The sequence below is a fragment of the Streptomyces sp. GS7 genome, from assembly GCF_009834125.1.
Classification (GTDB): Bacteria; Actinomycetota; Actinomycetes; order Streptomycetales; family Streptomycetaceae; genus Streptomyces.
Map to the genome: position 1 here is coordinate 1875510 of NZ_CP047146.1, position 23383 is coordinate 1898892.

Annotated in this window: 10 protein-coding genes; 7 read left to right on the forward strand and 3 right to left on the reverse strand. The window is 67.5% G+C overall.

Features of this window, described 5'->3' with window-relative positions; genetic code table 11:
- Positions 1-59: 59 nt before the first annotated feature.
- From GR130_RS07960 to GR130_RS07975, 4 genes are read left to right on the forward strand one after another with little or no spacing between them, the layout of a single operon-like run.
- Complete coding sequence (locus tag GR130_RS07960; protein WP_201304830.1) at positions 60-3122, forward strand: SNF2-related protein; 3063 nt, start codon at positions 60-62, stop codon at positions 3120-3122.
- Entirely contained in the window at positions 3119-8716 is a 5598-nt protein-coding gene (locus tag GR130_RS07965) for a hypothetical protein (RefSeq protein ID WP_159504055.1), read from the forward strand. The genes GR130_RS07960 and GR130_RS07965 overlap by 4 nt, the downstream gene beginning before the upstream one ends.
- Positions 8713-15486: a DEAD/DEAH box helicase gene (locus tag GR130_RS07970; protein WP_159504056.1), complete on the forward strand. Its 6774-nt coding sequence runs from the start codon at positions 8713-8715 to the stop codon at positions 15484-15486. The genes GR130_RS07965 and GR130_RS07970 overlap by 4 nt, the downstream gene beginning before the upstream one ends.
- On the forward strand, positions 15483-17792 hold the full coding sequence (locus GR130_RS07975) for a UvrD-helicase domain-containing protein (protein WP_159504057.1): 2310 nt from the start codon (positions 15483-15485) through the stop codon (positions 17790-17792). The genes GR130_RS07970 and GR130_RS07975 overlap by 4 nt, the downstream gene beginning before the upstream one ends.
- A 64-nt stretch (positions 17793-17856) precedes the next feature.
- Here GR130_RS07975 and GR130_RS07980 read toward each other — a convergent pair whose 3' ends face one another.
- Positions 17857-18924, reverse strand: coding sequence for a restriction endonuclease (locus GR130_RS07980; protein WP_159504058.1), 1068 nt, complete (start codon positions 18922-18924; stop codon positions 17857-17859).
- Positions 18925-19042: 118 nt separating this feature from the next.
- Positions 19043-19981 carry a DUF5655 domain-containing protein gene (locus GR130_RS07985; RefSeq protein ID WP_159504059.1) on the reverse strand — a complete coding sequence of 313 codons (939 nt, stop codon included), beginning with the start codon at positions 19979-19981 and terminating at the stop codon, positions 19043-19045.
- Positions 19982-20707: 726 nt separating this feature from the next.
- Between GR130_RS07985 and GR130_RS07990 the strand changes: the two genes are divergently transcribed.
- Both GR130_RS07990 and GR130_RS07995 read left to right on the forward strand, forming a co-directional pair.
- Positions 20708-20947, forward strand: a complete 240-nt coding sequence (locus GR130_RS07990; protein WP_159504060.1) for a helix-turn-helix domain-containing protein — start codon at positions 20708-20710, stop codon at positions 20945-20947.
- Between the two features lie 172 nt (positions 20948-21119).
- Positions 21120-22211, forward strand: a complete 1092-nt coding sequence (locus GR130_RS07995) for a site-specific integrase (RefSeq protein ID WP_236572927.1) — start codon at positions 21120-21122, stop codon at positions 22209-22211.
- 5 nt (positions 22212-22216) lie between these two features.
- Here GR130_RS07995 and GR130_RS08000 read toward each other — a convergent pair whose 3' ends face one another.
- Positions 22217-23035, reverse strand: a complete 819-nt coding sequence (locus GR130_RS08000) for an IS5 family transposase (protein ID WP_159503645.1) — start codon at positions 23033-23035, stop codon at positions 22217-22219.
- A gap of 106 nt (positions 23036-23141) precedes the next feature.
- Between GR130_RS08000 and GR130_RS08005 the strand changes: the two genes are divergently transcribed.
- Positions 23142-23294 carry a hypothetical protein gene (locus GR130_RS08005; protein ID WP_236572930.1) on the forward strand — a complete coding sequence of 51 codons (153 nt, stop codon included), beginning with the start codon at positions 23142-23144 and terminating at the stop codon, positions 23292-23294.
- Positions 23295-23383: the final 89 nt, after the last annotated feature.

Sequence of the window (23383 nt, forward strand, 5' to 3'; positions counted from 1 at the left end):
GTCGTGGGCGCTGTGAGCGTGAGGAATGGGAGCAAACGTTGGGTGTCGAGGCTGGACTCATGAGCGGTCAAAGTGAGGCGGTGCCGGGCGCCCGAGGGCCGGAGGAGGGCCTGTCGCAGGAGGCAGGGGAGCAGCAGGTGCTGTCGGGCGGGTACGCGCCGGGCGCGCAGGTGCTGATCCGTGAGGATCTGTGGCTGGTACGCAAGTGCACGCTTACGCAGCGCGACGGGTGGATGATTGAGGTCACGGGCGTTTCGCCGTTCGTGCGCGGCATGGATGCCGTGTTCTACGATCGCCTTGACGTCGTGCAGCGACTGGATCCGCGCGAGACCGAGCTGGTGCCGGACGACTCGCCGAACCACCGCCGGTCCCGGCTCTTCCTCGAAGCAGTCATGCGCAAGACGTCCCTGCCGCAGACCGAGCACCGGCTGGCGCTGGCGGACAACTTCCTCATGGACCAGCAGGTTCACCAGCTGCGGCCGGCGGAGCTGGCCCTGTCGATGAAGAACGCGCAGCCCCGGATCCTGATCGCGGACGTGGTGGGCCTGGGCAAGACCCTGGAGATCGGGGTCCTGCTGGCGGAGCTGATCCGGCGTGGGCGCGGTGAGCGGATCCTGGTGGTGACGCCGCAGCACGTCCTGGAGCAGTTCCAGCGGGAGCTGTGGACCAGATTCGGGATCCCCCTGGTGCGCCTGGACTCGACCGGTATCCAGCGGGTGCAGCGGGACATCCCCGCTGGCCGCAATCCGTTCGCTTACTTCAAGCGCGTGATCATCTCGGTGGACACGTTGAAGAGCGACGTGTACGCGCACCATCTGGAGCACACGGAGTGGGACGCCGTCGTCATCGACGAGTCCCACAACCTGGTCAACCGCGGTACGAAGAACAATGAGCTGGCCCGTCTGCTGGCCCGTAAGACGGACGCGCTGGTGCTGGCCTCGGCCACCCCGCACAACGGCGACGCCTCGTCGTTCGCTGAGCTGGTCAGGATGCTGGACGAGGCGGCGATTGCGAACCCGTCGAAGTACGAGGTCGACGATCTCAGGCACCTCTACATCCGGCGTACGAAGACCTCCCCGGAGGTCCGGGAGTCGCTCAAGGAGACCCAGTGGGCCGACCGGGGCCCTTCCCGGCCCATCCACGTGCCTGCGTCTGCCAAGGAACTCGCGGTCTTCAAGGAGTTGGCCACCCGCTGGATCCCCTCTGCCCCGGACGCACCGTCGGCGAGCCGCCATCAGCTCGTCCCGTACCGGCTGCTGAAGTCGTTCCTGTCCTCCCACAAGGCCCTGCTGGAGACGGTCAAGACCCGGATCGGGAACATCGACAACCCACCGCCCGAGAAGTCCAGCAACGGCAAGCGGCGGACGCGGCCCGAGGACCCGGCCGTACGCGAAGCAGCCCGGGCGGCGGAGAGGGCCGCCCTGGTCGACCTGCAGCACCTCACGGAGCAGATCGAGGACGGCGACTCGGCGAAGCTACAAGCCCTGGTCGAGGAACTGCGCGCCATGGGAGTCGGCCCTGGCTCCGAGACCAGGGTCGTGGTGTTCTCCGAGAGCATCCCCACCCTGCGGTGGCTGGCCGAGACCGTGCCGGCCGCCCTCGGCTTCGCCCACACCACCAGCACGGACCAGAAGAAGCCCTGGCTGGGCTTCGGCGGCGCCGTTCTGGTCATGCACCGTGAGGCGACCACGGACCAGGAACAGCAGGACATCGTCGAGAAGTTCGGGCTGTACGACGACCCGGTGCGCATCCTGTTCACCAGCGACGTCGCCTCCGAGGGCGTCAACCTGCACCAGCAGTGCCACCACCTGGTCCACTACGACCTGCCATGGTCCCTGATCTGCATCGAGCAGCGCAACGGCCGCATCGACCGTTACGGACAGAAACACAAGCCCGAGTTCCGCGCGCTGGTCCTCACCAGTGACATTCCCTGGCGTACGGACGAGAACACAGGTGAGCCGCGCCCCCTGGACGACCGCCTGGTGGGCGAGAAGCTGCTCCGACGCGAGGAACAGGCCCACCGGATCGAAGGATCAGCCGAGGCTGTCACCGGCTTGTACAGGGCCAAGGAGGAGGAGAACCGCCTCACCCAGGACTTGATCGCGGGCCGCACCGTCGAGGAGTCCATCAAACAGTCCCAGCAGGGCGCAGCCGCCTTCCTCACCGGCATCCTCGGCCAGGTGGGCGCCGTGCACGAGCACCCCGAGGTAGCTCGCGCCGAGGTGCCCAAGCTCTTCGCGTCCACGGCCGACTACTTCGAGGTGGCACTGCGGCAGGTCTGCCGCCCCAACCCCGAGGACATGCTCTCCCTGCGCCGCGACAAGGACGGCACCATCGCCTTCGAACCCCCGGCGGACCTGCTGTACCGGCTCAAGGCTCTGCCCAAGTCGTACCTGAATGAGCAGCAGATCCTGCCTAGCAAGGACGAGCCCGCCCGGATGCGCGTCACCTTCTCCAAACAGCTCGCGGTCAAGCGCCTGAACGCGGCCCGCGAGACCACCGAGTCCCAGTGGCCGAACGTCTCCTACGTCACCGACGTCCACCCTGTGCTGGACTGGCTCACCGACAAGGTGCTGGTCGAGATCGGCCGGCACAAGGCGCCCGTACTCGCCGCCGCCGTCACCACCCCGACGTACCTGGTCCAGGGCATCTACTCCAACGCCCTGGGCAAGCCCACCGTCGTGGAATGGATGGCCGTCTTCGGCCTGCCCGACAACCCGGACGTCGAGCCGCTCACCCCCGAACTGCTAGAACGCTACGGCATCAGCCCCGATATGCCCGGCCGCGCCACCCCCCGCGACCTGCCCGGCCTCAGTGCGCTCGTACCTGCGGCGATCGATGCCGCCGAACGGCACCTCGCCATGCGGGAAGCCGTGTACCGCAAGCAGATCGAGGCGACCCTCAAACCGCACCGCGACCGAGTGGCCGAATGGCGGCAGGAGGCACTCTTCGCCAGCGCCCGCCCGAACGAGGCCGAACTCGACCGGACCGCCAAGCGGCGGCTGAAACTGGTCAAGTCCCTTCAGACGGCGGGCGAACCGATGCTGCGCCTGCTGGCCGTCCTTGAACCCACCGCGACCACCTCCGCCGCCACCGCCGTTGAAGGAGGCACGCAGCAGTGAGTACCGACTTCGACTCCTTCACCAACCGCGGCGAATACCTCTCGGCGCACTACTTTGCCGAACAACTCGGCACCGACCTGAAGAAGGGCCTGTTCACCACCTGGGCACAGCGCGAGGGCGACGAGAACGATCGCCGCAAGACCCCGCGCGAACTGCTGCGCACCCTGCGCACCCCCTACCTCGCCGAGGAACTGCGCGGCTACTTCGCCCAGACCACCCAGGCTGACGCCGACGACGACGCCCGCCTCAACACGCACAACAACCCCGAGTGGACCAAACGGCTCGCGGAATGGCACCAGATGGTCCTGCGCGCTCTCGGCTACGCCCCCTCCCCGGCCGAACTCACCGTGCACCGCGCTGGCCGCGACCACACCCTGCCCGTCGCCTACCACGGCCACGGCATTATCGCCCTCGACTGCGGCTGGGCAGCCGACAACGACAGCGCCCTTAACGCGGAGGGTGCCGGACACTTGCTCGCCCCCCTCCGAGTCGGAGCGAGCGAGGCGTACGAGACGGGCCCAGCCCTGGCCTCCTGGCTGTTCCAGAGCGAACTCGGCGAAGCCGGCGGCGAGCACCCCCGCTTCGTCCTGCTGCTGTGTGGCGGCGTCCTCGTGCTCGCCGACCGCCACGCCTGGAGCGAGGGCCGCTACCTCGCTGTCAACCTCGACGCGGCCCTGGAATGCAACGACCGCGCCCAACTGGGCGAACTCGCCACCATCGCCGCCCTGTTCAGCCTGGACATGCTGCGGCCCGGCGAGAACGACACCAGCCGGCCGATCGACGCCCTGCTGAAGTCCTCCGGCGACAACGCGGCCGGCGTCTCCACCGAACTGCGCCACGGCCTCCAGCACTCGGTCGAGATCATCGCCAACGAAGTCCTGTACCAAATGGCCGACCCGAAGAACGCCGTCACACCGCCCGACATCGAAAGCCCCAAGATCCCCTTCGCCCGCGAACTCACCCGCGAGGCACTGCGCTACCTCTACCGAATCCTGTTCCTGCTGTACGCCGAAGCCCGCCCCGAACTCGGCATCCTCCCCGCCGACGACGGCTCGTACGAGGCCGGCTACTCCATGGCCCGCTTGCGCGAACTCGTCGAACGTGACGAGGAACTCGTCGAGGAGGAGGCCCGAAACGGCTTCCACCTGTACGAATCCCTCAACGCCCTCTTCAACAAGGTCAACTACGGTCACCGCCCCTACGGCACCGAACCCGACGACGACCAGCCCGGCGACGACGAGGAGACCCGCAAGACCAAGAAGGCCCGCCGCAGCGAGGATCGCGGCCTGCGCTTCGAACCCCTGCGCAGCGAGCTCTTCGAACCGAGCGCCATCCGCCTCATCGGCCGAGGCGTGATGGACCCGCGCTGCGACGAGGACAACGACCCGCGCTGGCTCGACCTGCGCCTGCGCAACGAGGCCCTCCACGAGGTGCTGCGGCTGCTCACCATGAAGAAGGGCAAGCGCGGCGAACGCGGCGGCTTCATCTCGTACCGCAACCTGGGCATCAACCAACTCGGCGCCGTTTACGAGGGGCTGATGTCGTACACCGGCATCATCGCCGAGGAAGAGCTGTGCGAGGTGGCCCGGGGCGGCGACCCCGACCAGGGCTCCTGGCTCATCCCGTCTCGCAAGCAGGACCAGTACCCCGACAAGGCCCTCGTCCACTACAACGAGGACGACGCCCGCAAGGGCCTGCGTGGTGTGAAGAGGTACGACCGGGGCTCCTTCGTGTACCGGCTCGCCGGCCGCGCCCGCGAGACCTCCGCCTCGTACTACACCCCCGAGTCCCTCACCAAGGTCACCGTCGAACTCACCCTGAAGAACCGCCTCGACCAGGAACGCGACGAACACGGCAACGTCATTAAGACGCGCGCCGCCGAGCTGCTGAAGTACAAGATCTGCGAGCCCGCCCTTGGCTCCGGCGCATTCCTCAACGAGGCCATCAACCAGGTCGCCGACGAGTACCTGCGCCGCCGCCAGGACGAACTCGGCATCACCATCCCCGCGGCCGACGCGATCACCGAGAAGCAGAAGGCCAAGGCGTACGTCGCACTGCACAATGCGTACGGCGTTGATCTGAACGCCACCGGCGTCGAACTTGCCGAGGTGTCACTGTGGCTCAACACCATGCACCCCGGCATGCGCGCCCCCTGGTTCGGCTTGCACCTGCGCAGAGGCAACTCCCTCATCGGCGTCCGCCGCGCCGTGTTCGCGGGCGAGGACATCGCCAGCACCGACAAGGCGTGGCTGAAGGCGAAGGGCGCCCTCGCACCGACGCCGCTGCCCTTCCTCCAGGACGGCGAGCCGCGGCCACTGCCCGACGGCGCGATTCACCAGTTCCTGCTGCCGAGCCCCGGCTGGGCCGCAGTCACCGGCTCCAAAGAGGCCAAGGACCTCGTCAAGGCCGACATCGACAAGCTCGCCGCCTGGAAGAAAGGCATCCTCCAGCGCCCCAAGCGCAGCTCCACCCACCTCAACAAGGACGGAACCCCCAAACTCAACCCCAGAACCCGCAAGCCCAAGGAGGAAGCCCGCTCGCAGTTCGCCAGGCTGCGCGACGCAGCCCGCCGCGCCGAGTTCCTGTGGTCGGCCGTCGTCAAACGCATGGACCTCTCCGAGCAGGAGATCGCCCGCCGCATCGACGTCTGGCAGGCCGACCCCACCGACCCCGAATACGCCTTCCTCCAGCACCCAAAGCAGGCCGTACCGAAGGAGAAGGTCCTCGAAGACCTCTTCAACGCCGTCGACACTCCGTACTGGCGGCTGAAGAAGGTCATGGACGCCTGGTGTGCTCTGTGGTTCTGGCCGGCCGACAGGGCGGGGCTGCTGGATGGGACAGACGGGGAGTACGCCGCCCGGGCGAACGTGGTCAGCGGCGCGGACAGCCTCAGCGCGCTGTTGGGTGGGGTGCCACTGACCGAGGAGCGGCCGGAGGGACAGGCCGTTGCCGAACCGACGGCTGCTGAGGAACCGACTTCCGTTGCGGCGGAGTCCGCGGCCGTTCCCGCGCCCCGGTTCGCCGAGGCGGTCGCCCTCTTCTCCTTGGGCCCTGAGCAGACGTCCTTCGAGGACCTCGAATCCGTCATGAACGGCAACGAGGCCGCTCGCACGGGGGACGACGTCGGCCCCGAACGCGCTGAGGAGAGCACGAAGAAGAGCAAGAAACCGAGCCCCAAGCAGAGCGCGGCGAAGCCGAGGGTGCCCGCACGACGGCCCGTCGTCCCGCTCAAGGACCTCGATGACTGGTTGGAGTTCCTGGAAGCGATGCTGGGAACAGCCGACCTGCCCCAAGGCAACCAAGGCTCCCTCATCGACAGCTTCGACAATCTCCCCGATTTGAAGGACTTCGAAGAGACCCTGCCCGGCTTCATGGGCATGGACGTCAGCAATCCCGAAGACCGCTTTCCGTGGCTCCGGGTAGTGCGCGACATCGCAGAGGAGCAGGGCTTTCTTCACTGGGAGCTGGAGTTCGCGCTTGCGTTCGCACTGAACGGTGGCTTCGACCTCCAGGTGGGGAATCCGCCATGGGTGCGGCCTCGGTGGAACGAGTCGGCGGTGCTTGCGGAGCACGAACCGTGGTTCGAGCTGGAGGCCAAGGCGTCGACGGCGGATAAGGAACGCCGACGGCGAGAGGTTCTGGGGAAGGAGGAGGCCCGGCAGTACGTGCTGGGTGAGTTGACGAATACCACCGCGCAAGTTGTGGTGTTCGGGTCGCCGCAGATGTATCCGCTGTTGACGGGGACCCAGCCGGATCTGTATCGGGCGTTTATGTCGCAGATGTGGGCGCACATGTCGGCTGACGGGACGGCCGGGATGGTGCATCCGGACACGCACTTCACCGGGGACAAGGAGGGGGCGCTTCGGGAGGCGGCGTATCGGAGACTTCGGATTCACGGGGACTTTGTCAACTCCGGGCAGCGCTTCTTCCCACGACCGGTCGGTGACACTGCCCACTTCGGTGTGCACGTCTACGGGCGGCCGGAGGAGATTTGCTTTGAACACCTCTCCTGGCTGGTATCCGCGGATGCCCTGCGGAACTCCGGCAAGGACGACGGGTCCGGTGAGGTGCCGGGGATCCGCTATCGCAACGGGGAGTTCGATGAGCGGCCGCATCTCGCGCGGGTTGTGCGAGTTGACAAGCAGCAACTGGCCATTTGGCAGCGGCTATTGAATAGGGCTGACCGGCAACCGGTTGAGCAGGCCCGCTTGCTGTTCCCGGTCACCACGGGGGAGGCGTCAGCGATTAAGGCTTTGGCGGACTACCCATTGAGGCTCGGTACCCTTACGCCGCAGATGTCCCCGGGCTATCACGAGACTGGCGCGAAGAAAGACAACCTGATTGACTTTAACCGGCGAGACCCTGCCACGGGCCAGGAGTTTCAGCCGGACCGTTGGCGCCATGTGATCTTGAAGGGCACCCAACTTAGCGTCGCCACGCCAGTATTCAAGCGCTATGACGCCAATAGCAACGACCCATACGGTGCTGATCTTGTATCCCTCCCTCCTAGCTTTGTTCCTGACACCGCCTATGTGCGAGCATCTGGCCGGAACAGCGAGTACCTGGGAGAGCAGGACCGGTGGGTCGATTACCGTGCTCTCGCTCGGTTGCGGGCGAGTGACAAGGCGATCGCCCGTGCACGGCGGCAAATTGCGCGCGCTGATCGTATTCCCGAGGAGCGGGTGACCAAGGAGAAGATTGACGCCGTGCTGCTGCGGCGAGCCCGACGACGGTATGTCACATTTTACCGGCTCGCCTGGCGTCGACTGATCGCCCCGAACACCGAACGGGCGCTCTACGCAGCGCTTGTCCCGCCGGGAGCGGCACATATCCACGCCATGAACAGCCTCGCGATGCCCGAGGTTCGGCACACCGCTCTGGTGGCCGGCTTCTGGGCGTCGTTGCCGCTGGACTACTTCTTGCGCGTCACTGGGCGGAGTGACCTTCTCGGAGCCAGCGCCAAGGCCACTCCGGTCCCCGCCCTCAAGCACCCCTTGGCCCCCGCCCTCCTCCTCCGCACCCTGCGCCTCAACTGCCTCACCACGGCCTACGCCGATCTCTGGCGCGACCTCTACGACCCAACCTGGCCCACCGACGAACCCTGGGCCCGCATCTGGCCAGGCCTCCCGCCCCTAAACGGCGTCATGCCCGACTGGAACCCTGACACCCCCCTTCGCACCGAACGCGCCCGCCGTTCCGCCCTCGTCGAGATCGACGCCCTCGTCGCCGTATGGCTCGGCATGGACGCCGACGCGCTGATCGCCGCGTACCGCGGCCGCTTCCCCGTGTTGCAGAAGTACGAGGCAGTGACCTGGTTCGACGCGGACGGCTGGAAGATCGCCGGCAATGCGCGCACGATCGGGCAGCGGCAAACGAAGGACTCCTGGAAGCAGTTCGAGCCGTACCGTACGGCCGTCGAGAGCGGCAGGGACCCCGGTGGGGCTCCCGTCCCCGAGGGCTACCGTGCGCCCTTCTACCAGGCGAAGCGCGAGGACGAGATGCGCGAGGCGCATGCTCATTTCAAGAAGCGGTTGGACGAAGCGGTCGCCCGCGGTGAGTGGGACCCGATCAAGCAGGAGGTGCCGAAGCCGTGAGGCCGACGCTTCAGGCACGGGGGCTCAAGGAGAGCCTGCTGCAGTACTTGTCGACGACGTATGCACTCAGCGACGAGGGCGCGCGGGAAGCACTGCACCGATTCCTCGGGGACGAGACGTCGGGCATGTTCCGGGGCCCGTTCCTCCGGATCCGTACGCCCTTCACTGCGGCCGATGACGGGTGGCGGAAGCACCTGGAATGGCAGCGTGAGGGCTTCACCCCGTACGCGCACCAGGCACTGGCGTTCGCGCGGCTGACCTCCGCGAACGGGCACACACCGCAGCCGACCCTCGTCACCACGGGCACGGGTTCGGGCAAGACGGAATCGTTCCTCTACCCGGTGCTGGATCACTGCCGCCGGGAGCGGGAGGCGGGGAAGACCGGCGTCAAGGCGGTGTTCCTGTACCCGATGAACGCCCTCGCGACCGACCAGGCGCAGCGCATCAACGAGCTGCTCACGCAGAACGAGGCGGAGCTCGGCAAGCTGTGGGCGGGGCTGTACATCGGGGACCGGGGAGCGACGCGGTACGAGAAGGTGCGTACGCGGCGGTCGGACATGCAGTTGTCGCCGCCGGACGTCCTGATCACGAACTACAAGATGCTGGACCTGCTGTTGCAGCGTGAGGACGACGCGCAGCTGTGGCGGGGGGCGGACATCCGGTACGTCGTGGTGGATGAGTTCCACACGTACGACGGTGCGCAGGGCACTGACGTGGCGATGCTGCTGCGGCGGCTGGCGTCTGCGGTCGGGGTGTCGGAGAAGGGGCGTCCGCTCGGGCCGATCTGCCCGGTGGCGACCTCGGCGACACTCGCATCAGGCACGGACGACGATGGTGTGGCACGCCTGCTGGGTGTCGCGACGGACGTGTTCGGCACGGAGTTCACGGCGGAGTCGATCGTCGGGGAGAACCGGCTGTCGGTGGAGGAGTTCATCCCGCTGGGCGATGTGACGATGCAGAGGCTGCCAACGCCGGACGAACTGCTCGCGCTGCCCGATCCCGCCTCCGGTGACAAGGAGGCGGTGCTCGATCTCATCGAGGCCGTTACCGGCGTACGTGACGACGATCCGTTCCTCCTGGGCGAGAACCTGAAGCGCCATCTGTTCACCCGGGCGGTGATGCAGGCGCTGGACGGTGAGGTGAAGACCAGCCCCGAAGTGCTGGACATCATGTGGCGGGCGGGTGCGGCCGGCTGGTCGGAGGCGGTGGCGCGGCAGCCGGAGAAGGCGGCCGAGGCGCTGGCCCGGTTCGTGGCGCTGCTGTCATACGCCCGTGATCCGAAGTCGCCGCCGGGGGAGCCGCGACCGTTCGTGCACGTCGAAGTGCACCAGTGGGCGCGGTCGGTGTCCCGTCTGCTGCGTGGTGTCCTGCCGTGGCCGAAGGCGGAGTTCCGCTGGGACGTGGCTGGAACGGCGGACGCGAGCGAATCGGACAGCGGGCGCGCGGCGCCGGTGACCACGGCCACGTCCGGGCAGCGCGCCAACCTCTTCCTGCCGGCCGTGTACTGCCGTGACTGCGGGCGGTCGGGCTGGGCGGTGTTCTCGCCGGAGAGCGATGACCATGAGGTGCAGTTCGACACGTACCGGATCCGGCGTGCCTCGCTCGGCCAGGACAAGGCGCGGGTTCGGAACCTGATCGCGGCGACCGAGCGGGAGGCGCGCGAGGGCTCCGGGGCGGCACCGATGGCAGCCGGCGGCCGGGGCACCAACGGAGCCTCGGGCGGGCAGGGCGCGGGCGGCGTGCTGATGGTGCTGGACGGCGCACACAAGCGGCTCCGGGTCCCCGACCCCCTGAACGACTATGACAAGGACACCAAGGATCCGCGGCTGACGGCCCGCGACTCGGCGTTCGTACTGGTCCACTTCGGTGGCACGGTGGCCAACACCGCCGCACGGGAAGACTGGTGCCCGGCGTGCGGCGAGCGCAACGCGATCCGCTACCTAGGCACCGGGTCGGCCGCGATGGCTGCGGCATCGATCACGCAACTGTTCACCGGTGGGGAGCTCAACAAGAAGCTTCACGAGGACAAGACTCTGATGTTCAACGACTCGGTGCAGGATGCCGCGCACCGGGCCGGGTTCGTCGCCAACCGTTCGTACACCTTCTCGCTGCGCGCCCTGCTCGCCAAACATCTGAGGCACGAGGAGCCGACGGCGCTCAATGATCTGATAGCGAACGTGGTCGAAGCCACCACGGACAAGGACACGTTGGCCGCGGTCGTACCGCCGGACCTGCACGTCTACAAGGGTGTTGAGAAGCTGCTGTCCGGCGAGGGGCGTGGCGGCGGCCTGCCTGTGTGGCGGCTGATCGGGCAGCGGCTCGCCTTCGAGGCGCTGATGGAGTTCGGGTTCCGCTCTCGCAACGGACGCACGCTGGAGTTGACCCGCACCGCCGCCGCGCAGGTGCGCCTTGATGATCCGGCGGCGGTCGTGGCGTTGGTCCGGCGGGTCCATGAGGAGTGCGTACGGGACGGGGTCCCGCTGATCGCGCAGGAAGACGCGCGCTATCTGGCCTTCGTGCGGATCTTCTTGGAGCGGTTGCGTACGAGGGGTGCGGTCGCCCACAAGTGGCTGGACAAGTACGTTGATGAGGCGGGCGTCAGCCGGTACTTCATCTGGGGCAAGCGGGCGCGGGGCATGCGTGCGTTCCCCAAGCGGGTCGCCGCCCCGGTGTTCTTGCTGAACGGGCCCAAGAATGGCAGCGAGTTCGACTTCGCCGCTGGACGGCTGTCCTGGTACGAACGGTGGGCGGGGCGCTGCCTGGAGCTGCCGCGTGAGATGGCGCCGGAGTTCTGGGCGCGGCTGCTGCCCGAACTGGCCGCGCTGGGGCTGCTGTCGGTGCGCACGCCGCGCGATACGTCGCTGCGCGTGTACGGGCTCAAGCCGGGCAACATCGAGGCGCAGCTCCTGGACGACGAGCAGGTGCGGCACGCGTACGTGCGCTGCCCGGTGTGCTTCTGGGAGCAGACGGTCCATCCGTCGCTGCTGAGCCAGTGGCACGAGCAGCCCTGCCCGTCCTACCGGTGCCGCCGGGGCCGCCTGGTCGCGGGGGACCGGCCCGAGGGGCTCGGGATACACCACCGTGACCGCGACTACACCAAGGACTACTACCGGCGTCTGTACCGGGGTGCGGGCACCTATCAGGTGGTCACCGCCGAGCACACCGGCATGCTCACCCGTCCGCAGCGTGAGGAGGTGGAGAAGGCATTCAAGCGGCGTGAGGGATTCAAGGACCCGAATGTGCTGTCCTGCACGCCGACGCTGGAGATGGGCATCGACATTGGTGACCTGTCGGCGGTGGTGCTGGCCGCGCTGCCTCGTCGCGCTGCCTCGTACGCCCAGCAGGTCGGGCGGGCCGGCCGCCGTACCGGCAACGCGTTCTTGCTGACGATCCCGGACCGCAGGCGTCGGGACCTGTACTTCCTGGAGCGCCCCAGGGACCTGATCGCGGGCACAATCGTGCCGCCGGGCTGCTATCTGTCGGCTGTCGAGATCCTGCGCCGCCAGTACCTGGCCCATCTGCTGGACCTGGCCGCCGCCGGGCGTCTGGTGCGCGCGGACGGTGTCGTGCTGCGCGCGATGCCGCACAAGGCGCCGCGCCTGTTCGGGCCGTCGGGCTACCTGACGGACCTGGTGGAACTGGCCATCGCCCAGGGTGCGGAACTCGCGGACGGATTCCTGGAGTTGTTCCCCACCGGTGTGAGCGACGAGGCCCAGCAGGACCTGCGGACGTACGCCACGCACGATCTGCGCAGTGATGTCGAGGAGGCCGAGCGGGAGTGGTTCCGCAGCCAGGAGGCACTGCGGGCGCGACTGAAGGAGATCGACGAGGCCCACGGCGAACTGCACGAGTCCGACCCAGACCAGGCACGGCAGAAGGCGGAGCTGGACGCCGAGCGGCGCGGTGTCGGGCGCAGGCTGATGAACCTGGGCGATACCCCGTCACAGACCGCGCTGTGCGACCTCGGGCTGTTGCCGAACTACGCGCTGATCGACTCCACGACCGTCCTGTCGGCCACGCTCTACGGCGAGAGTGAGTCCGACCCCACGAAGTACACCTCCGACACCTACTCCTACGAACGGCCCCGCCGTATCGCGCTTGAGGAACTGGCCCCCGGCAACACCTTCTACGTCAACGGCTACAAGCACCAGATCAGCGGCCTGGAGATCGCCACCGGCGGCCAGCAGGAATGGCGGACCTGGCGAATCTGCCCCGGCTGCGGCTACGTCCGCACCGAGGACGCCGCCGAGGACCGTTCACCGTGCCCGCGCTGCAAGACCGCGCACATCGCGGACGACGGCTCCTGCCTGTTCCAGATCGTTGAACCCGCCACCGTCACCTCGCGCGACAAGCGGGAGGACGCCCACATCCGTGACGACAAGGACGACCGCGACCGCCGCTTCTACGCGGTCGTGGACGCCGTCGACATCCCCGTCGAGGAGATCGAGCGCGGCAAGTCGTGGCGGCACGACCACCAGACGTTCGGCGTCGACTACTGCCGCAGCGCCATGATCCGGCGGATCAACGTCGGACCGGTCCGCTACGACGCCCCGGCCCGCGACGACTTCGCCGGCCACCTGGTGAGGCTCAACCCGTTCCACGTGTGCACGGCATGCGGCGCGGCCAGCGCCGACGGCCAACCCGTCATCACCCACGACACCGACGAACTGGACTCCCTGGCCGCCCGCAGCGGACGCCTCAAGCACCACCGCCCCTGGTGCCCGCTGCGCCGTGGCAAGAAGACCGACGCCCGCGAGGAGCCGGTGCTGCTGGCCCACACGCTGCGGACCGAGGCACTGCGGGTGCTGCTCCCGGCCGCCACCGCGGACGTCGACGCCAAGGTGCACTCCTTCCGGGCCGCGCTGCGGCTCGGTGTGGACCTGCACTATGGCGGGGACCCGCAGCATCTGGCCACCACGGTGGCGTCCATGCCGGACACGGACAGCGGGGAGCGCCGCTGGTTCCTGGTTCTCTTCGACTCTCTGCCCGGCGGCACCGGCTACCTGGACCGGCTCACCGACCCGGTCGCCTTCCGCGACACGTTGATGAAGGCATACGAGCTGCTGAAGGAGTGCCCGTGCGCCGAGGAGCGGCGCCGGGCCTGCCACCGCTGCCTGCACCGTTACACCCCGGAGTTTTTCCAGGACATCGTCTCGCGCCAGTTCGCTGTGACCATGCTGGAATCCCTGTTGTTCAAGGGGGACGGTTCGGACGGCTGGGAGTGGAGCGAGGTCGACCACACTGGATTGGTCGGGTTGGACGCCCAGGTGGAGTCCGATCTGGAGGCGCGTTTCCTGGCCGCCCTGCGGGAGTGGGTGAAGGTCACCGGTGACGCGTCTCTGGACGAGGACGGCCACGCCAGCGGGCATCTCCGCTTCACCACTGCCCCCGGCGGGGACGGGGACTCCGGAATGATGCACTGGCGGCTGACCGCACAGCAGCGGCTGGCGGGCACGGTCAGCGATTTCACCTTCACCCGCGTCGACGGCCCCACGCAGAGCGTCAAGGTCTACCTGGAAGGGTTCCGCTTCCACGCCAGCCGCGAGCACAACGAGATCGCCGCTGACGCGGACAAGCGCACCCGGCTACGCGCGGACGGGGAGACCGTCTTCCAGATCACCTGGGCCGACATCGACCTGTTCGAGCAGCGCCCTACCCGCGTGAAGCCCGTCTGGCCGCCCTACCGGGGCACCGCGCAGGAGCAGGCCAAGACCGCGTACGAACAGTACGGCGGGCAACGCGCACACTTCGCCCCGGCTGTCTTCGCCAACCCGATCGACACGCTGATCGCCTACCTGCGCGACCCCGACGCCGAGCGGTGGGCTCGCCGGGCCCAGGCACTGGTCACCGGGCTGACCGCCCAGCCGGGCACGACCCCGGTCGTCGCGACGGGCCGCCGTAGCGAACTCGTTGCTGCCCTGCGCGAGGAGCTGGCCACCTTCACCGCCGCCGATCGCCACGACCAACCCCTCGTGCCGGACGCGGCCGGCATCGGCCCCGTTCACGTCTTCCGCAGCCAGGACGACGCGGGCCTGCCGATCGTGTTCGCCCTGGATGCCGCCGACCCCCAGAACCTGAAGTGGACGGCGCTCACCGTCCTCGACGACAGTGAAGCCGTCCTGGACACCGACGAGCACAAACAGCGCTGGCGATCCTGGCTGTACTGGACCAACCTCACCCAGTTCCTGTCCCGGGCCGGCGGGGATGGTGTCCAGCTCGCGGCCAGCAAGGCCGCCGATTTCGAGGCCGAAGTCCTCGCCGTATGCGGCGGACTCGGCGAACTCGACTCCCTCATCGGTGCCCTGGCCCCCGCCCCCACCGCATCCGAGCTGCCCGCGGCCGTGGTCGAACCCGTCGACCCGGACCCGGACTACGACTCGGCCGCCGAAGCCGCCGTGGCCCAGGCCCTGCGCGACGCACTGTGGGACGAGGAGATCCTGGACATCCTCCACGACGACCCTGACGAAGCACCCGAGTTGCTCCGTCTCGCTGAGATGCTCGCCGACCGCGGCAAGAAGGCGCCCGTCTTCGGCTACGAACTGGGCACCAGCCGGTGGCCGGCCGACTTCGCCTGGCACACCCACGGCGTCAAGGTCGCCGTGGTCGCCGCCCACCATGGCACGGACGACGACGAGGCCCAGCGACGCGACGCCGCCTACACCAAGGACGGCTGGACGGTCCACACCGCCGCCGAGTGGCTCGACCACCTCGGCGAACTGCTCGCCACGCTCCCCGACACGCACGACACGGAAGAAGGCACCGCCCGATGACCGCCCGGCTCAGCCTGTACCGCAAGGCCGAACAGGAGTTGTACAAGCTCGACCGCTCGGTCAAGGCCCAGTTCTACGACTTCTGCCACAACTTCCGTAACAACCCCGACCTCCCCGGGCTGCGGAAGAAGAAGCTCAAGGGCGACTCCCGGATCCACTCTGTCCGCGTTTCCCAGGACTACCGGGCTCTGCTCACCAAGACCGGCGTCGACACGGACGGCACTGAGAGCTGGCTGGTCATCGCCGTCCGCCACCGCCGCGATGTCTACGAAGAACTCCAGGTCGCCGTCAACCGGGTCACCGGCGAGATCGAGTTCGTCGACCTCGCCGTCGTCGGCGACAGCGCCCTGCGCCGCGCCGGCATCACCCTCACCCCGGCCGAACCGGAACCACACGCCCCCAAGCCCGCCCCCGAACCGGAACCCGAGCCCGCCGAACCACCGCTGCTGGCCACGTACCGGGCAGAGCAGCTGCGCGACCTCGGCGTCGCGGAACAGCTCGTCGAGCTGGCCCTCACCGTGACCACCAGCGCCGAACTCGACCAGCTCGTCGAGGGCGCACCCCTGCTGTCCAAGGACGTCCTCTACGGGCTCGCCGCCGGCATGGACATTGACGACGTACGCAAGGAGATCACCGCACCGGTCGAACTCGACCAGCGCCCTGACCCCAACGACTTCGCCACCGCCCTTGCCCGCACCAAGGTCACCACGGTCGACGACGCCGTACGCGCCGCCATCGAGGAAGGCGACTTCCGCGCCTGGAAGGTCTTTCTCCACCCCACGCAGGAACGGATCGTCCACCGCCACTACGAGGGCCCCGCCCGGGTCTCCGGCGGCCCCGGAACCGGCAAGACCATCGTCGCCCTGCACCGCGTCAAGCACCTCGCCGAACAACTGCCCCCCGGCCGCAACAAGCCGATCCTGCTGACCTCCTTCACCAAGAACCTCACCACCGACCTGCGCCTCAGGCTCGCCTCACTGGTCGGCCCCGGCCTGCTCGCCCGTGTCGACATCGCCCACGTCGACCAGATGGTCGGCCGCGTCCTGGGGGAGAACACGGCCCCCGGCCGCGGCAGGCAACGCGTCTACGACACCGCGGCACTCGGAGAAATGCGCCAGATGCTGGCCGAACTCGACGACCGGCGCTTCGAACCGGAATTCGTCATCGAGGAGTGGGAGCAGGTCATTCTTGGCCAGTCGATCCTCACCCGCTCCGACTACTTCAAGGCACGCCGGGCCGGGCGCGGCCGGGGGCTGACCCGCCCCGAACGCGCCCACATCTGGAAACTCATCGATCAGTTCACCGCTCGCCTCGACAAACTCGGCGTCGAAACCTGGGGTCAGGCCGCCGAACGCGCCGCCCGCTTCGAGATCGAACGCGCTGCGAAGATCAAGGCCCGCCGCGAGTACAAGGAAGAGGTCGGCGGCAAGGACCTCATTCACCGCGACAACAGCTCCGGCATGCGCTACCTCGGCTACCGCTACCGTCACATCATCGTCGACGAAGCCCAGGACCTGCGTCCGGCGCACTGGAAAATGCTCCGGGCCATGGCCGACCCCGACCAGCCCAACGATCTGTTCATCGCCGGAGACACCCACCAGCGCATCTACTACGACTACCAGATCGCCCTCGGTGCCCTCGGCATCCACATCCGGGGCCGTTCCTCCCGCCTGACCCTCAGCTACCGGACCACCAGGGAGATCCTGGCCGAAGCCCTCCGCGTCGTCGACCCCACCGACAACAAGCAGAAGATCACCTTCGACGACCTCGACGACGGCACCGACAACCTCGCCGGATACCGCTCCGTCCTTCATGGCCCGAAGCCCGTCTTCGTCCCCTACCGCACCTGGGACGACGAACTCGCCGGACTTGCCACCACCCTCACCACTTGGCGCGACGATCTCTCCACTGACGAACACGGCGCCCCCCGTGACCCCAGCGGCCACATCGCCGTATGCGTCGCCGACCGCGAGATGGTCAGCCAGACCATGTACTACCTCACCACCAAGGCGGGCATCACCTGCGCCGAGCTCACCAAGGAAGGCCCCAAGGGCGACGGCGAAGTCCACGTCGGCACCATGCACCGCTTCAAGGGCCTCGAATACCAACGGCTCGCCGTCGTCGGAGCCAGCGACGGCATCATCCCGCGCACCAGCGCCATCGAGCGCTACCGCGCCGAGGACCCGCCCCGATACGAACGCGAACAACGCAAGGCACGCTCCCTGCTCTTCGTCGCCTCCACCCGCGCCCGCGACGCCCTGACCATCAGCTGGCACGGCAAACCCAGCCCGTACCTCCCCGTCTGAGCCGCAGCGCGCTGCGGTGCCGCACGCCTCGTACGGCACCGCAGCCAGGGCCATCGGTGCCGAGCTACGGCAGGGCGTTCCCCGCGCGAGACAGCGAACTCGCCTCGTACCGCAACTGATAGGTGCGCACACCCGCGCCGTTCACGCGGTACAGCGTGATCGCCGACAGGAACTGCTCCTTGACCTCGACGGTGCGGCGGCGCTCCTTCTCCTCGACGCCGCTGATCCAGTCCTCGACGTGCTCCGGGAGCTTGAACGCCAACTCGTAGGCGCCGACCGCGTCCGCGGGCGACACCGTCCACTCCGCCGCAGCTCCCACCCCACGCCGCCGGATCCGCACCGCGTGGTCCGGCCTCGCCTCCGCGTACTCCAGAAACGCCCGGTGATCGTCAGCAGCAAGCGGCAGGATGAACGGCGCCGAGGGAAAGCCGAGCAGCAGCTCTGCGTCACTGCGCTGCCGTAATACAGCGGCGAACTCGGCGACCGCGGCACCAGCCACCTCCATGAACTTCCCATCGGCATCGGATGGAGGCGGCAACAGGTGCAGCGGAGACGTCCCCAGTGCCCGCCGCAGCTCCGTGCGCATCCAGTTCACAGGAAAGGGAACCGACGCGGGCAGGTGCTTCTGCGCCTTGGACAGACTCGATGCCGTGGCTCCAATATGGCCGAGCAGCCAGGCGAATGAAGCGCCGGACAGATCCACCAGGGAGATCTGGTGGGCGAGCGCGTACTTCTGAGCATCCGCCGTGAAGCCGCCCGCGGAGAACAGGGCGTACGAGTATTTGAAACGCTGCCTCGGCCGCGTCCCCGCGTGCGTCATGAAGTTCTCGTTCACGTCGTGCACGACGCCGTGGGCGTTCCGTACGACCTCCAGCCCGCAGCGACCCTGGTAATACTTGGCCTCCAGGAACAGCCGTACCGGCATGGAGAACGCCGGCGTGAACGCGAACTCCCCAAGTACATCCACCTGATGCAGGGCGCCACGCCCACGAACCCGGAGAGTGTTGCTCTCACTGACCAGCTCGACGGGATCCTGGTCCTCGTGGACGAGCAGCCGGTAACCGCTGAATCGGAGCAACCAGGCCAGCGACTCTTCCAGTAAGTAGCCTCTCAACGAGGAGTCCTTGAGCACCCCTTGCGCCCTCTCTCTGAGTCGATCACGCAGAGCCAGACGCGATCATCTCATCCGGCATGAGCATGAAAGCGATCAGGCCAGGGCCGATTGACTGCAGCCGCCCTTCCTCGTTGCGTCAGGCCGCCTCGAACGCTCGCCGTATCAGCGATCCCGCCTTCTCCAGGTCGGCCGCCGAGGCGATCCGCAGCTCCAGGTCGCCCGTCCCGAGATGGCCGATGCCGCGCATGTCGCGGGAGAAGCCCTCCTCCAGCTCGACCGTGTCCGGGTCGACTCTGAGGTAGATCAGGAGCACCTCGTGCTTCGGGCGGAAGACGACCGAGGCGAGGTTCACCATGCGCCGGTAGGCGATGTAGTGCTTCAGCGGAGCCACCTCGACCTCGCCCCACGCGGTCAGGGACTCGTCCAGTTCGGCGTACAGGTCCCGCAGGCAAGCCGGGGGTGCGCCCGGGACCGCCTGGACTGACGGCCTCCCGCCCCTGCCGGCGGCACCGGCTGTGATCTCCCGCTCCCGATGCTGCCGCCGAGCCGGAGCCTGGCTCGGAGAGCCGGGTGTGGACTCGATCAGCAACAGGCTCAGTAGCCCGCCATCGAAGATGCGGTAGCGCACCAGGTCGATCCGCTCGCGCAGTCGCTGCACCGCGACCCGGTCGTGGTGGGAGAAGCTGGCCGCGATACAGACCATCCGCGGGTTCCGCCAGTCGATCGACTCGGCTGCGTCAGCACCCAGCTTCTCCTTGACCAGTGCCTCGAACTCGTGATGCGCCGATTCCAGCCACGACAGGTAGGAGACGGCGTGCGACAGGACCCCGCTGTCGGAGCCCTTCTTGTACTCGATCAGCGCAGGCGTGCCGTTCTCGTCCAGGCCGAGCGAGTCTATCCGGCCCCGGTGCCAAGGCCCCGTCGCGTACTCCGACGCCAGGAAGCGGATGCCGAGCATGGCCTCCATGCTTGCCTCGATCCGGCGCTGCAGCTCGACCTCCAGCGCCACCGTCGAACCGCACAGCTCGACGTCCCGGCCGTCGGCATCGAGCCGAAACAGCTTCAGGTCGCTCACCAGTGGTTCCCCCTGTTGCGTCTGAGCCAACTACGGGACAATCCGTCAGGGCTTCGATCTATTCCTTCAAGCACGGAGCCGCTGGCCGTCGGTAGCCAGCGGCTCCCGCCTTGACTCTTCGTCGTCGTCCCCGGTAGGACGCCGGGGCCGACCTGTTCCTGATTCACCCGCTTGAGCAGCGTCTCGCGGGATCCGATGCCCGAGGGCTGTCACTGGGCTGCCGTAGCCTGACTGGCATGCTGCTACGCCGCCCCCGCGCGGCCCGAAAGGCGGCGCGGGGGCGGCTGATTTCGGCATGGCTCTGGGGCGTAGGAACATCACCTGGGTACTGCCAGCCACTGGGGTGGTCGCCGGACGATAGCTCTGTGTGTGATGCACCCTGCGGAAGAAGGCCGACGCGATGTGGGATGGCCTGAATAGCCGTCAGCGTAGCTACTTTTTCACCTTACCGAATTCCTCATCCGGCCTACAGCTGACGAAGAGACAGTGGCCAGAGGCATCGTCCTGGTGTGGAGTCGAACTCCTTGATCCGTCGGGGATCGCTGTCTATCACTAAAATCCGGCATCGCCAAACCCGCGAATCTTCGGATCCTGATCCTCCCCGTGAGCGGTTCCTGCGCTGCGCCTAGCGGGGCGGTGGGAGATCAAGGCCCGCCTGACCGACGACGTTTCATCCGGAGATACGCGATGCGCAACCGCACACAGCCCACTGTCGAGACAGCGTTCATGAACGTCCAGAATGCAGCGCGGTACATGGGCATCTCGGTGAACACTCTGTACGTCTGGCGCCATCGACGTCAGGGACCCCCAGTTTCCGTATGGGGCCCAGGTGGGCGGGTCATGTATCGCCGAGACCTGCTGGATGCATGGCTGACGGAACAGCAGAACGCCGATTCACGGTCGAACCCGGCCCTCAACCCGGTGCACAAGGCCCCGCAGCGACGCCCTGTACGTCGCGCTGCCTGACCGCAATAGGCGTGTCCAGTGCGGTTGGCCGTCGGTGGCCGCCCTCTCCCTAGAAAAAGTTGAAGACGTCTGCTGCATCCGGAATTTGATGCACACGGAGGTCGTCTGTGTGTGTTGTGCAGCGCCGGGTTGCGCTGAGCGAGCCAGCGGCCCGAACAAAAGGAGGTCTCGCGTGGCGGGGTACATAGAGGACAGGTGGCTCAAGAAGCGACCCAACAAGGAGACGGGTAAGCGCGAGCGAACTGCCCTCTGGGGGAAATGCACCCGCTACCGGGTCAAGGGAATTCCGGGCGTCCGCGACCGCTCGTTCGAGACGGTCGCGGACGCCAAGGCGTGGTTGGCCGAGACACAGACGGATTCGCGCCGTGGTGACTTCGTTGATCCACGCGACGGTGACATCAGCGTGCGTGAGTACGTCGAAAAACATTGGTGGCCGGCCCAGATACACCCGGCCCAGACGTTGGAAAGCATGGAGTATCGGATCTGGGGACAAGTGCTTCCGCTCATCGGCGACCTGGCGCTCCGCGATGTCGGTGTCGCCGAGCTGCGGAAGTGGTCAGCCGACGTGCAGCGCGAAGTCGGATCGGGCACTGCGTACACCGCATGGGTGTACCTCAAGGCGATCATGCAGGCTGCCGTCGAGGACAAGCGCCTCTTCCGTAACCCATGCAAGGGCAACAGCACGATCAAGCCGCCCAAGAAGCCCGAGCGGAGGGCGCGTTCCTGGACGCAGGGCCGAGTCCACGCGGTGCGGGAAGAGCTTCCCGATCGGTACCAGATCACAGCGGACCTTGGCGTCGGGTGCGGTCTGCGGCAGGGGGAGGCATTCGCGTTCTCCCCCGATGATGTGCGGGGTGACCTCGTCCATATTGAGCGGCAGATTCTGCGGTACAAGTCGCAGCTCTACTTCGGTCCACCGAAGGGCGGTAAAGAGCGAGACGTACCGGTGATGGAGGCCCTGGCCAAGCGGGTGCTGGTGCACCAGGAGCAGTTCGAGACGATCGAGGTGACCCTGCCGTGGCTCGATCCTGAGGAGTCGGACGTTCCCAGGGACGAGCGCCGTAAGGTGACGGTGCTGTTGCTGGTCACCACAACCCGTGGTGGAGCAATCAACCGGACCACGTGGAACACCAAGACGTGGAAGCCGGCCCTGGCGAAGGCTGGGGTGATTCCTCCTCTCCCGAAGCAGGAGAAGGGCGAGAAGGCCACGCGTGTGTGGGAGCCGAGCCGGGAGCACGGCTTCCACGTCCTGCGTCACACTTAGGATTCCTAGCAAAATGAGGTTTTCAGGCGTCGCCAGCAGATGATGCTGCAGCCGAGGATGAGGAAAGCTTCGTGGAGGTCTTCTCTGATCTCCCAGCGGATGCGCAGGCGCCGGAACCAGTGCAGGAGGGCGAAGGCTGCTTCGGCGACCCATCGGTGAATGCCCAGACCGGAGCCGTGCTGGGTGCCGCGGCGGGCGATGAGGGGGCGGATGCCCACCTCGCGCAGTTCGCGGCGGTAGGTGTCGGAGTCGTAGGCGCGGTCGGCGAACAGAGCGTCGGGGCGCTTTCGGGGGCGCCCCCGCTTGCCTTTGACGGCCGGTATGGCGTGGACCAGCGGCATGAGCTGGGTGACGTCGTGGCGGTTTCCGCCTGTGAGCGTGGCCGCCAGCGGGATGCCGTGCGCTTCGGTGATCACGTGGTGCTTGCTGCCTGTCTTTCCCCGATCCACCGGTGAGGGCCCGGTCTTCGCGCCGCCCTTCATCGCCCGCAGATGGGAGCCGTCGACCGCGGCCCGGGAGAAGTCCAGCAGCCCGGCCGCACGTAGCTCGGCCAGCAGCAGTTCGTGAAGAGCCTGCCACACCCCGGCCTGATGCCAGTCGCGCAGCCTGCGCCAGCACGTGCTGCCCGAGCCGTATCCCAGCTCCTGGGGCAGGAACTCCCAAGGGATGCCGGTGTACAGCACGAACAGGATCCCGCTCAGCACCCGCCGGTCATCGAGCCGTTTGCGACCCGGATACCTCACGCGGCGCTCAATCACCGGCAGCAGCCCGGCAATCCGCTCCCACAACCCGTCCTCGACTTCCCACGGCCTCCGCTGCACCATGCCCAACGCCCCCACCACAACACCAGACAGAGGCACAACACCGGCTGACGGCCTGTCATTCCAAGGCAGTACAGCTCATTTTGCTAGGAGTCCTTATGCTTCGGTGATGCTGGAAGCCGGCGAGTCGATCGTGTCACTGGCGAAGTGGCTCGGTCACTCCGATCCAGCGTTCACCCTCCGGACCTACACGCACTTCATGCCGGAGGCCGGAGCACGCGGCCTCGCCGCCATCGAAGCGTGGTTCGCGGATCTTGGCTGAAAGTCCCTGAGAAGTCCCTGGGAGCGTGATGGAAGCCCTCTGAGCGTGCTAATCAGCAGGTCAGAGCTTGATCCTCACCAGCGGGACAG

Coding starts and splice junctions, on each gene's coding strand:
- GR130_RS07960 (WP_201304830.1), top strand. CDS start 60: ATGAGCGGTCAAAGTGAGGCGGTGCCGGGCGCCCGAGGGCCGGAGGAG.
- GR130_RS07975 (WP_159504057.1), top strand. CDS start 15,483: ATGACCGCCCGGCTCAGCCTGTACCGCAAGGCCGAACAGGAGTTGTAC.
- GR130_RS07990 (WP_159504060.1), top strand. CDS start 20,708: ATGAACGTCCAGAATGCAGCGCGGTACATGGGCATCTCGGTGAACACT.
- GR130_RS08000 (WP_159503645.1), bottom strand. CDS start 23,035: ATGGTGCAGCGGAGGCCGTGGGAAGTCGAGGACGGGTTGTGGGAGCGG.
- GR130_RS08005 (WP_236572930.1), top strand. CDS start 23,142: ATGCTGGAAGCCGGCGAGTCGATCGTGTCACTGGCGAAGTGGCTCGGT.